We start from the raw sequence: 11674 nt of genomic DNA, 5'->3' as shown, positions 1-11674 counted from the left end.
AGCGCCTGCTGCTGGTGTTCGCCGAGGCCGAGCTGCCGCCCGACGCGAGCGCGGCGCAGCGCGACGCGTTCGCGCGCGGCGAAGGCGGCGCGCTGGCGCCGCGGATCTGCGTGGACAAGCGGCCCGAGGAGATCGCGAGCTTCGCCGCGCTGGTGCAGGAATCGCGTGCGGCCGGCGCGGACTGGCAGATGCTGTTCGTCGCCGCGCTGCCCGGCCGCGGCGGCCACGCGCCGAACAGCGACGAGGCGGTGCAGCCGCTGCGCCTGATGGTCGAGCAGATCAAGGGCGGCCGGATCGCGCCGTTTCTCGCCGTGGCCGGCGACGGCCGCCTGGTCCAGCTGCAATGCGGCTGAGTCGCGTCCGGCTCCGGCGCGGCACTGCCGCGCTGCGGCCGCCGCCCTGTTTCATCCCTGCGGCGGTCCGGCTGCCGGTCCGCCGCGTCACCAGGGGCGGCGTCGTGCGCCGGTCCCTGCCGTCACGAGGAATGCCATGAGCGCCGATTCGCCCGGAATACTGCCGTCCCCGCCGCACTCGAAATGGCTGTCGCCCGATACGCGCGGCGCACAGCCGCTGTGGCGGGTGTTCTGGATCTACGGCGTGTTTTGCAGCCAGCTGCTGTTCGCGGCGATCCTGTTCGCGTTCGACAAGACCGGCAGTCCGCTGTTCGCGCTGTGCCTGGCCGGCTTCGTCGCGTACTCATTGCTGATCACGCGGCTGGTCTGGATCAACGCCGACAACGTGCGCGATCCGCGCTACGGCCAGATCGCGCGCTTCCTGACCGTGGCCTGGGCGCTGAATGCGCTGCTGATGTCGGCCTTCCTGCTGCTGTCGCACCTGAGCGATCACAGCCTGCCGCTGATCGGTTGATCCGTTCCGCGGGCCGCGCCGGCCGCCGGCATGATTTCCGGCAGATCGGTGTCGCGGGCCACCTGCGGATGCCGCGCGAGTTCCAGGCGGCGTATCGCGAAGTGCATCCAGGCCAGCGCCGTCGCGACGAGCACGAACAGCAGCATGAAGCAGCTGGTCCAGACGCCGATCAGGTCGTTGAGCAGGCCGAACACGATGGGCAGGATGAAGCCGCCGAGCCCGCCTATCATGCCGACGACGCCGGCCACCGATCCGACGTTGTCCGGGTAGTAGACCGGTATGTGCTTGTAGACCGCCGCCTTGCCCAGCGACATGAAGAAGCCGAGCACGAACACGAGCACGGTGAACGGCAGCACGCCGACGGCCAGCGTGAACGCGATCGGTCCCTCGATGCCCTGCACGACGTAGCTCGTGCTCGGGTAGGACAGCAGGAAGGTGCAGATCACCGAGCCGATGAAGGTCCAGTACATCACCTTGCGCGCGCCGTAGCGGTCCGACGCCCAGCCGCCGACGATGCGGAACAGGCTGGCCGGAATCGAATACGCCGCGGCGATCAGCCCGGCGCTGCGCAAGTCGAGGCCGTAGGCGCCGACCAGGTAGCGCGGCAGCCACAGGGCCAGCGCGACGAACGCGCCGAACACGAAGAAGTAGTACAGCGAGAAGCGCCAGACCTGCAGGTTTTTCAGCGGCCGCAGCTGCACGAGGAACGGCACCGCCTGCACGCCGCGCGCACGGCGCTCCACGAGGTCGGGTTCGTCGCGCGTGAGCACGTAGAAGGCGACGGCGACCAGCGCGAGCGCGACGGCCCAGATCCGCGCGACGCCGTGCCAGCCCAGCGCGACCAGGACGAGCGGCGCGAGCAGCTTGGTCACCGCCGAGCCGATGTTGCCGGCGCCGACGATGCCCAGCGCCGTGCCCTGGCGCGCTTTGGGAAACCACTTGGACACGTAGGTGATCACGACCGTGAAGCTGCCGCCGGCGATGCCGATGCCCAGCGCCGCGAGCAGGTACGTCGGATAGCTGTGCGCATAGGTCAGCAGCCAGGTCGCGACGGCGCCGGCCAGCATGACCGCCGCGAAGATGCGCCGGCCGCCGAACTGCTCGGTCCAGACGCCGAGGAAGATGCGCGACAGCGAGCCGGTCAGGATCGGCGTGGCGACGAGCAGGCCGAAGGCGGTGTCGCTGAGGCCGAGCTCCTGTTTGATCTGCACGCCGATGATGGAAAAGATGGTCCAGACCGCGAAGCTGACGGTGAAGGCCGCGGTGCCGGCCCAGAGGGCGGTTTGCTGCGGGCCGCGCGCGGGTGCGGAAGCGACGAGGGTGTTCATGCGGGATGCCTGTCGGCAAGGGGGAATCAGGCGGCTTCCAGCGCCTCCAGGCCGCGCACGCCGTAGCGCTCGGCCAGGATGCGGAGGTACTGGTGCACGGCGTTCTGCTGGGCCTGCGCCTCGAGATAGGCGGCGATGCGCTCGCGGCAGTCGTGGAAGGCGAGCGGCCGGCCCGGCTGCCGTTCGTCCAGGCGCACGACGTGATGGCCGTAGCGCGTCTCGACGGTCAGCCCGGCCAGTCCGGGTTTGAGGCGGAACGCCTGGCGCTCGAATTCGGGCACGGTGTCGCCGGCGGCGATCCAGCCGAGATCGCCGCCGTCGTCGCGGGAAGGACAGGCCGAGTGTTCGCGCGCGAATTCGCCGAAGCGCGCCGGTTCGGCGCGCAGGCGCTCGATCAGCTGCTCGCCGAGCTCGCGCACCCGGTACCGGCCGGCGCCGTCGGCCGGCGCGGCCGCGAGCAGGATGTGATGCAGGCGCGCGCGGTCGGGTTCGCGCAGGCGCGCCCGGTTCGCCGCGAAATAGCGCCGGCACTCGTCCTCGCCGGGCTGCGGCGTCGCGGCCTCGCGTGCGATCAGCACGCGGATCGCGGCTTCCTCGTGGGTCTCGGCGCCTTCGGGACGCGCGCTCGCGGCGAGACCCAGACGTCGGATCTCGAGATTCAGCAGCTCGCGCACGACCAGCGCGCGGACGGCGTCGGCGCGCGCCTGCTGCGGCCGGTCGGCGCGATGGTGCTGCATCTCGCGCGCGATCTCGGCCTCGCTGATCGGGGTCGCGCCGACCTGCACGAACACCGGCGCCGGTCCCGGCAGCGGCTGGCCCGGCGAGGCGGCGTGGTCGTGGTCGTGGCCGGCCAGGCCGGGGCGGGGCGCTTCGCCGGCCGCCGGCGTGCGCGGACCGTTGTCGAGCAGGATGGGAATCGTCGTGCGCATGCGGTCACCGGCGGTTGGCGTAGTCGAGCGGCGCGGTGCGGCGACGCACGATCTGGTAGGGGCGGCGCAGATAGCTCAGCGGAACGCTCCAGACGTGGACCAGGCGCGTGAACGGCGTGATCAGGATCAGCAGCAGGCCCAGCGTGATGTGCGCCTTGTAGATCCAGTGCGCGTCGGCCACGTAGCCGGCGGCGCCGGCGCGGAACGTCGCGATGTGCTGGGCCCATTCGCCGAGCCTGACCATCTGTTCGCCGTCGAGATGGCCGGCGGACACGACGATCGAACTCAGGCCCAGCAGCAGCTGCGCGTAGAGCAGGAGCAGCACGGCGAGATCGCGGCCGCTGCCGGTCGCGCGTACGCGCGCGTCGCCGATCCGGCGTACCAGCAGCAGGGTCATGCCGAGCAGGCAGAGCAGGCCGAACAGGCCGCCGACGATCATCGCGACGAGCTGCTTCTGTCCGCTGCCGATCAGCGGCGCGTACAGCGCGTGCGGCGTCAGCAGGCCGACCAGATGGCCGCCGAGTATGGCCAGCACGCCGACGTGGAAGGCGTTGCTGCCCAGCCGCATCCAGCGGCCCGACAGCAGCTGGCTGGAGCCGCTGCGCCAGGTGTAGGCGCCGTGATCGAAGCGCGCCCAGCAGCCGATCGCGAACACGGCAAACGCTACATAGGGAAAAATCTGGAACAGGAAAAAGTTCAGTGAGTTCATGGGGTGGCCTGCGATTCGCGCGGACGGGCGCCGGCCGGCAGCCGGCGCGACGGGGAGCAGTCGTCCTGGGGCGGCTCGGCGCCGAAGCGCACGGCTTCCTCTTCCCAGACCTGGTCCATGGCTTCGGGGGTGTCGTCGCGCGGTTCGTCGCGGGCCTTGCGCCGCATCAGCGCAAGATCGACGCGGCCCTCGCCGAGGCCGACGAGCACTTCCAGCAGCGCCGCATACGGGCTGCCGCGCTCGGCGGCGCGGCCGGCCAGCAGCGCGACGATCTGCGCGACGTGGCCGAGCCAGTCGGCGACCTCGGCGGCCGGGCGCTGGGCGAGGAACTCGAGCACGAGCGGCAGATAGTCCGGCAGTTCGCGCGCGGCCAGCTCGAAGCCGCCGCGCCGGTAGGTCTCGATCAGGTCGACCATGGCCTGGCCGCGGTCGCGCGATTCGCCGTGGATGTGCTCGAACAGCAGCAGGCTCATCGCGCGGCCGCGGTCGAACAGGCCGAGCCAGCGCTCCTGCGCCGACAGCGGATCGAGCGCGAGCAGCGACAGCGCGAAGCCCTCGATCACCTGCGCCTGCGGCGGCGGCAGGCCGCACTCCGCACAGGCCTGCCGCAGCGCGTCGCCGTGGGACCAGAGCTCGTCGCGCGGATAGTCGAGCAGGACCGCGATCAGCTTCAGCGCGTTCATGCGCGCTCCCGTTCGGGCGACTGGCGTGCCGGCGGCACGCTGTAGGCCGTCGTGGCGCGGCCGCCGAACAGCGCGGCCGCGTCGGAGCCCGGCGAGCAGCCGTCGCCGAAGCTGAAGCCGCAGCCGCCGCGCTCGCCGAACGCGTCGTTGGCGTATTCGCGGTGCGCGCTCGGGATGACGAAGCGGTCCTCGTAATTCGCGATCGCGAGATAGCGGTACATCTCCTCGGCCTGGGCGCGCGTGAGGCCGGCCTGGGCCAGCACGGCCTCGTCCTCGACGCCGTCGACGTTCATCGCGCGGCGCCAGGCGCGCATCGCGAGCATGCGTTCCAGCGCGGTCACGACCGGGCGCTCGTCGCCGGCGGTCAGCAGGTTCGCGAGATAGCGCACCGGGATGCGCAGCGAGGCGACGTCGGGAATCTCGCCGTTGCGTCCCAGGCGTCCCGCATCGGCGGCCGACTGGATCGGCGACAGCGGCGGCACGTACCAGACCATCGGCAGGGTGCGGTATTCCGGATGCAGCGGCAGCGCGAGCTTCCAGTCGATCGCGAGCTTGTACACCGGCGACGCCCTGGCCGCCTCGAGCCAGTTGTCGGGTATGCCCTCGGCGCGCGCCGCGGCGACGACCTGCGGGTCGTGCGGATCGAGGAACAGGTCCAGGTGCGCCGGATACAGGTCCTTTTCGTTGGCCACGCCGGCGGCGGCCTCGATGCGGTCGGCGTCGTAGAGCAGCACGCCGAGGTAGCGGATGCGGCCGACGCAGGTCTCCGAGCAGACGGTGGGCTCGCCCATCTCGATGCGCGGATAGCAGAAGATGCATTTTTCGGATTTACCCGATTTCCAGTTGTAGTAGATCTTCTTGTACGGGCAGGCCGACACGCACATGCGCCAGCCGCGGCACTTGTCCTGGTCGATCAGGACGATGCCGTCCTCCTCGCGCTTGTAGATCGCGCCGCTCGGGCAGGACGCGACGCAGGCCGGATTCAGGCAGTGCTCGCACAGCCGCGGCAGGTACATCATGAAGGTCTTCTCGAACGCGCCGTAGATCTCGCGCTGCACGCCGTCGAAGTTCCTGTCCTTCGCGCGCTTGGCGAACTCGGTGCCGAGAATCTCCTCCCAGTTCGGCCCCCAGTGGATCTTCTGCATGCGCTCGCCGGTGATCAGCGAACGCGGGCGCGCCGTGGGCTGGTGTTGGCCTTCCGGCGCCTGGTGCAGGTGCTGGTAGTCGAAGTCGAACGGCTCGTAGTAGTCGTCGATCTGCGGCAGGTCGGGGTTGGCGAAGATCTTGGCGAGCAGGCGGAAGCGGCCGCCGGCCTTGAGCTGCAGCCGTCCGGCCGCGTTGCGCACCCAGCCGCCGTTCCATTTCTGCTGGTTCTCCCATTCCTTGGGATAGCCGACGCCGGGTTTGGTCTCCACGTTGTTGAACCAGGCGTACTCCACGCCTTCGCGCGACGTCCAGACGTTCTTGCAGGTGATCGAACAGGTATGGCAGCCGATGCATTTGTCCAGGTTCAGGACCATCGCGATCTGGGCACGGATTTTCATGGCGCTACTCGGAAATCGGGGACGGGAAATCGGGAATCGTCGAAGGCGGATCGAGGCGTCGTGGGCGGCATGGCTAGGCGCCTCCCGCTCTTGCGATTCCGGATATCCCATTCCCGATTCCCGGCTCCTCGCCATCCAGCCAGTCCACCTGGTCCATCTTGCGCACGATCACGAGTTCGTCGCGGTTGGTGCCGACGGTGCCGTAGTAGTTGAAGCCGTAGGCGAGCTGGGCGTAGCCGCCGATCATGTGCGTGGGCTTGACCACGACGCGCGTGACCGAATTGTGGATGCCGCCGCGCGTGCCGGTGATCTCCGAGCCCGGCGTGTTGATGATGCGTTCCTGCGCGTGGTACATCATCGCGATGCCGTTCATCATGCGCTGGCTGACCACCGCGCGCGCGGCGATCGCGCCGTTGACGTTGAACAGCTCTATCCAGTCGTTGTCCTCGATGCCGGCGCGGCGCGCGTCGTCCTCGCTGAGCCAGACGATGGGCCCGCCGCGCGACAGGGTCTGCATCAGCAGGTTGTCGCTGTAGGTGCTGTGGATGCCCCATTTCTGGTGCGGCGTGATCCAGTTCAGCACGATCTCGGCGTGGCCGTTCGGCTTCCGGCCGAGCATGGGCCTGACCGTCTTGGTGTCGACCGGCGGGCGATAGCTCATGAAGCCTTCGCCGAAGTCGCGCATCCATTCGTGGTCCTGGTAGAACTGCTGGCGGCCGCTCAGGGTGCGCCACGGAATCAGCTCGTGCACGTTGGTGTAGCCGGCGTTGTAGCTGACGTTGTCGTCTTCGAGACCCGACCAGATCGGCGAGGAGATGATCTTGCGCGGCTGCGCCTGGATGTCGCGGAAGCGGATCGCCTCGTGTTCCTTGCCCTCGGCCAGGTGCGTGTGGCGGCGGCCGGTGAAGCCTTCGAGCGACTGCCAGGCCTTGACCGCGACGTGGCCGTTGGTTTCCGGCGCCAGATGCAGGATGGCCTCGGCCGCGTCGATCGCGGTTTCCAGGCGCGGGCGGCCCTGGCTCACGCCGGGCTCGGCGACTTCGCGGTTGAGCCGCGCGAGGAACTCGACCTCGCGGCCGGTCTCCCAGCTCATGCCCTTGCCGCCGTTGCCCTGCGTGTCGAGCAGCGGACCCAGCGCGGTGAATTTGCGATAGAGGTTGGGGTAGTCGCGCTCGACCACGACCATGGCCGGCGCAGTCTTGCCGGGCACGAGCTCGCACTGGCCTTTCTTCCAGTCGGTGACGCCGTAGGGCATCGCGATCTCGTTCGGCGTGTCGTGCAGGGTCGGCACGAGCACGAGGTCCTTCTCCACGCCGAGCACGCCCGGGGCGAGCTCGCTGACGCGGCGCGCGATGCCCTTGAAGATCTCCCAGTCCGAGCGCGCCTCCCAGGCCGGGTCCACCGCCTTGGACAGCGGATGGATGAACGGATGCATGTCCGAGGTGTTGAGGTCGTCCTTCTCGTACCAGGTCGCCGTCGGCAGCACGATGTCGCTGTAGAGCGCCGTGGTGCACATGCGGAAATCGAGCGTGACCAGCAGATCGAGCTTGCCCTCGGGCGCCTCGTCGCGCCAGCGGATCTCCTCGGGCCGGGCCGCGCCGCGTTCGCCGAGGTCCTTGCCCTGCAGGCCGTGCCGCGTGCCGAGCAGATGCTTGAGCAGGTACTCGTGCCCCTTGCCCGAGCTGCCGAGCAGGTTGGAGCGCCAGATGAACAGCACGCGCGGGAAGTTCTCCGGCGCGTCCGGATCGGCATAGGCGAAATCCAGACTGCCGTCCTTGAGCTTGCCGGCGGCGTAGTCGGCCGGCGCGACCCCGGCGCGCTCGGCGTCGCGCACGAGCTGCAGCGGATTGACGTTGAGCTGCGGCACGGCCGGCAGCCAGCCCATGCGCACGGCGCGCAGGTTGTAGTCGGCCAGCGAACCCGTATGCCGCGCCGGATCGGCCAGCGGCGAGAGGATCTCCTTCACGTCGAGCTTTTCGTAGCGGTACTGGCTGCTGTTGAAGTAGAAGAAGCTCGTGCCGTTCATCTGGCGCGGCGGCTTGCTCCAGTCCAGGCCGAACGCGATCGGCGCCCAGCCCGATTGCGGGCGCAGTTTTTCCTGGCCGACGTAGTGCGCCCAGCCGCCGCCGGACTGGCCCACGCAGCCGCACATCACGAGCAGGTTGATCAGCCCGCGATAGTTCATGTCGTTGTGGAACCAGTGGTTCATCGCGGCGCCGACGATGATCATCGAGCAGCCGCGGGTCTTGTCGGCGGTGCGCGCGAATTCGCGCGCGATCCGGATCACCTCGGCGCGCGGGACGCCGGTGATCTTCTCCTGCCAGGCCGGCGTACCGGGCACGTCGGCGTCGTAGCTCGCCGCGACGTTGCCGCCGCCGAGACCGCGGTCCACGCCGTACTGGGCCAGCAGCAGGTCGTAGACCGTCGCGACCAGCCACTCCTGGCCGTCGGCGAGCGCGACCCGGCGCACCGGCACGTTGCGCTCGAGCACGTCGTCGAACTTCGATTCGGTCCAGAACGCGTGTTCGACGCCGCCGAAATACGGAAAGCTCACCGCGGCGACCGCGTCCTCGACGCCGGCCAGGCTCAGGCGCAGGCGCGTGGCGCGGCCGGCGCTGTCCTTCTGCTCGATGTTCCACTTGCCCTTTTCGCCCCAGCGGAAACCGACCGAGCCGTTCGGCACGGCGATCGCGCCGCTGATCTCGTCGTAGGCCAGGGTCTTCCATTCGGGATTGTTGCTCTCGCCGAGGCCGCCGAGGTCGGCCGCGCGCAGGAAGCGCTCCGCGACGAGGCGTCCGTCGGCGCGGCGCTCCAGCCGCACGAGCAGTGGCATGTCGCTGTAGCGGCGGCAGTAGTCGGTGAAATAATCCGACGGATTTTCAACGTGGAACTCGCGCAGCACCACGTGTCCCATGGCGAAGGCCAGCGCGGCGTCGGTGCCTTGCTTGGGATGCAGCCAGTGGTCGGCGAGCTTGGCGACCTCGGAATAGTCGGGCGTGATCGCGACCGTCTTGGTGCCGTTGTAGCGCGCCTCGGTGAAGAAATGCGCGTCCGGCGTGCGCGTCTGCGGCACGTTGGAGCCCCAGGCGATGATGTAGCGGCTGTTGTACCAGTCGGCCGATTCGGGCACGTCGGTCTGCTCGCCCCAGACCTGCGGGCTCGACGGCGGCAGGTCGCAATACCAGTCGTAGAAGGACAGGCAGGCGCCGCCGAGCAGCGACAGATAGCGCGCGCCGGCGGCGTAGCTGACCATGGACATGGCCGGAATCGGCGAGAAGCCGACGACGCGGTCGGGACCGAAGGTCTTGACCGTGTGCAGGTTCGAGGCGGCGATGATTTCGTCGACCTCGTCCCAGGTCGCGCGCACGAAGCCGCCCATGCCGCGCTTGGATTTGTAGCTGCGCGCCTTGTCCGCGTCGCCGACGATGGCGGCCCAGGCCTGCGCCGGCGCCTGCGAGCGGCGCGCCTCGCGCCAGAGTTTCAGCAGGGCCGAACGCACCAGCGGGTATTTCACGCGGTTGGCGCTGTACAGGTACCAGGAATAGCTCGCGCCGCGCGGGCAGCCGCGTGGCTCGTGATTGGGCAGGTCCGGCCGCGTGCGCGGATAGTCGGTCTGCTGGGTCTCCCAGGTGACCAGTCCGTTCTTGACGTAGACCTTCCAGCTGCACGAGCCGGTGCAGTTCACGCCGTGCGTGGAGCGCACGATCTTGTCGTACTGCCAGCGCCGGCGATAGCTGTCCTCCCAGCTGCGATCCTCCTGCCGCGCCGCGCCGTGGCCGCCGGCGAACGGTTCGGGCGCCGGCTTCAGGAAGTTCAGTCGGTCGAGGAAGTAGCTCATGGCTGGGTCTCCGTATCGAAGCCTTGCGGGGTGGCGGTGCGCAGCGGGTCAGCAGGGACATTCCGCGCCGCGGCGGAAGTACCACCACCAGGTGATCGCGATGCAGCTGAGGTAGAACGCGGTGAAGCCGTACAGCGCGGCCTGCGCGCCGCCGGTCAGCGCCAGCGACGAGCCGAAGCTCTTCGGAATGAAAAAGCCGCCGTAGGCGCCGATGGCCGAGGAAAAACCGATGACCGCGGCCGATTCGATGCCTGCGCGCCGCTGCGCCGCCGCCTGCTGCGCCGCATCGGCAACCGCGGGCAGGCCGCGCTGCTGCAGGGTGCGGAAGATCACCGGGATCATGCGGAACGTGCTCGCGTTGCCGATGCCCGACAGCACGAACAGCACGAGGAACATCGCGAGGAAGCCGCCGAAGCTGCCGCCGCCGGAAGGGCCCGGCAGGAACGCGATGACGCCGGACACCGCCGCGGCCATGCCGACGAAGACGATCAGGGTCAGCAGCGCGCCGCCGACGCGGTCGGCGATCGCGCCGCCGGCCGAGCGCATCAGCGCGCCGACCAGCGGGCCGAGGAATGCGTACTGCAGCGCGTCGACGCCGGGAAACAGCGTCTTGCTCAGCATCGGAAAGCCGGCCGAGAAGCCGATGAAGCTGCCGAACGTGCCGACGTAGAGCCAGCACATCAGCCAGTTGTGCTTGCGCCGGAAAATGACCGACTGCTCGGCGAAGCTCGAACGCGCGGCCTGCAGGTCGTTCATGCCGAACCAGGCCGCGACGGCGCTCGCGAGGATGAACGGCACCCAGATCCAGCCGGCGTTCTGCAGGAGCAGCTGGCGGCCGTCGGCCGTGGTCTGCGGACCGCCGGCGAAACGGCCGAACAGCGCGAAGCCGGTGACGAGCGGGATCACGAACTGCACCGCCGACACGCCGAGATTGCCGAGACCGGCGTTCATGCCGAGCGCGTAGCCCTGGCGCGCCTTCGGAAAGAAGAAGCTGATGTTCGACATGGACGAGGCGAAGTTGCCGCCGCCCAGGCCGCAGAGGATCGCGATCGCGACGAACTGCCAGTACGGCGTGGACCGGTCGGCGACCGCGAAGGCCAGCCACAGCGCGGGCAGCAGCAGGCTCGCGGTGGCGATCGCGGTCCAGCGCCGGCCGCCGAACACCGGCACCATGAAGCTGTAGAAGATGCGCAGGGTCGCGCCCGACAGCGCCGGCAGCGCGGCGAGCCAGAACAGCTGGTCGGTGCCGAACGCGAAGCCGACGCGCGGCAGGTTGACCGCGACGGCGGAGAACATCATCCAGACCGCGAAGGCCAGCAGCAGCGCCGGTATCGACAGCCACAGGTTGCGATTGGCGATGCGCCGCCCGGCCGCGTCCCAGAACGCGGGATTCTCCGGATCCCAGGCGTCGATCTGCCGGTCGGCGCGCGGCGCGGACGGGCTCGCAATGCGGGTATCGGTGCCGGACATGCTCATCGGAAGATCCGTTCCGCAGCGACGGCTGCGGCAACCGGCGGCAGTGTTGGCCGCCGGCCCCTACGCCCGCACTGACATGGGTCAGGCAGAGCCCGCTGCCCCTGCGGCAACTCGTCGCTGCTGCGCGGCGTTCTCGGCAACGGCGCAGCGGCGTGTCGCGGCCTGCGGCAGCTGCGCGCAAGGCGCAACCGCGGCGGCCGGGAATCGCGTCGTGTCGCGTTGCGACGGCGCGCCGGCACGGCCGCCGCGGGGTCAGGCCCCGCGGGTGGCCCGCGGCCGGCGCGTGCGCACGCTTGCGCC

General features: G+C 69.6%; 9 protein-coding genes. 2 read left to right on the top strand and 7 right to left on the bottom strand.

The annotated features are described in order from the left end of the window. On the top strand, positions 1-353 hold a 353-nt coding region (locus NON22_RS13455; protein WP_257387452.1), incomplete at its 5' end, for a ribonucleotide reductase subunit alpha. A gap of 136 nt (positions 354-489) precedes the next feature. Further along, positions 490-867: a hypothetical protein gene (locus NON22_RS13450; RefSeq protein ID WP_257387451.1), complete on the top strand. Its 378-nt coding sequence runs from the start codon at positions 490-492 to the stop codon at positions 865-867. Here NON22_RS13450 and NON22_RS13445 read toward each other — a convergent pair. From NON22_RS13445 to NON22_RS13415, 7 genes are all read right to left on the bottom strand, one after another. After that, positions 843-2195 carry an MFS transporter gene (locus NON22_RS13445; RefSeq protein ID WP_257387450.1) on the bottom strand — a complete coding sequence of 451 codons (1353 nt, stop codon included), beginning with the start codon at positions 2193-2195 and terminating at the stop codon, positions 843-845. The two genes, NON22_RS13450 and NON22_RS13445, sit on opposite strands and share 25 nt — an antisense overlap. Before the next feature lie 26 nt (positions 2196-2221). Then, a complete protein-coding gene (locus tag NON22_RS13440; protein ID WP_257387449.1) occupies positions 2222-3124 on the bottom strand; it encodes a peptidylprolyl isomerase in 903 nt (300 codons plus the stop codon). 4 nt (positions 3125-3128) lie between these two features. Next, positions 3129-3833 carry a respiratory nitrate reductase subunit gamma gene (gene narI / locus NON22_RS13435; RefSeq protein ID WP_257387448.1) on the bottom strand — a complete coding sequence of 235 codons (705 nt, stop codon included), beginning with the start codon at positions 3831-3833 and terminating at the stop codon, positions 3129-3131. After that, positions 3830-4516: a nitrate reductase molybdenum cofactor assembly chaperone gene (gene narJ, locus NON22_RS13430; RefSeq protein ID WP_257387447.1), complete on the bottom strand. Its 687-nt coding sequence runs from the start codon at positions 4514-4516 to the stop codon at positions 3830-3832. Before narJ ends, narI begins: the two co-directional genes overlap by 4 nt. Further along, positions 4513-6060 (bottom strand): nitrate reductase subunit beta, encoded by a 1548-nt coding sequence (narH, locus tag NON22_RS13425; protein WP_257387446.1) that lies wholly within the window; start codon positions 6058-6060, stop codon positions 4513-4515. Before narH ends, narJ begins: the two co-directional genes overlap by 4 nt. A gap of 73 nt (positions 6061-6133) precedes the next feature. Further along, on the bottom strand, positions 6134-9898 hold the full coding sequence (locus NON22_RS13420; RefSeq protein WP_257387445.1) for a nitrate reductase subunit alpha: 3765 nt from the start codon (positions 9896-9898) through the stop codon (positions 6134-6136). A 48-nt stretch (positions 9899-9946) separates the two neighbouring features. Next, on the bottom strand, positions 9947-11374 hold the full coding sequence (locus tag NON22_RS13415; RefSeq protein WP_306673806.1) for a NarK family nitrate/nitrite MFS transporter: 1428 nt from the start codon (positions 11372-11374) through the stop codon (positions 9947-9949). Positions 11375-11674: the final 300 nt, after the last annotated feature.

It is taken from the genome of Tahibacter caeni, assembly GCF_024609805.1.
GTDB classification, from domain to species: Bacteria; Pseudomonadota; Gammaproteobacteria; order Xanthomonadales; family Rhodanobacteraceae; genus Tahibacter; species Tahibacter caeni.
The sequence above is the reverse complement of the archived record's forward strand: the minus strand, read 5'-3'. Positions and strand labels throughout refer to the sequence as shown.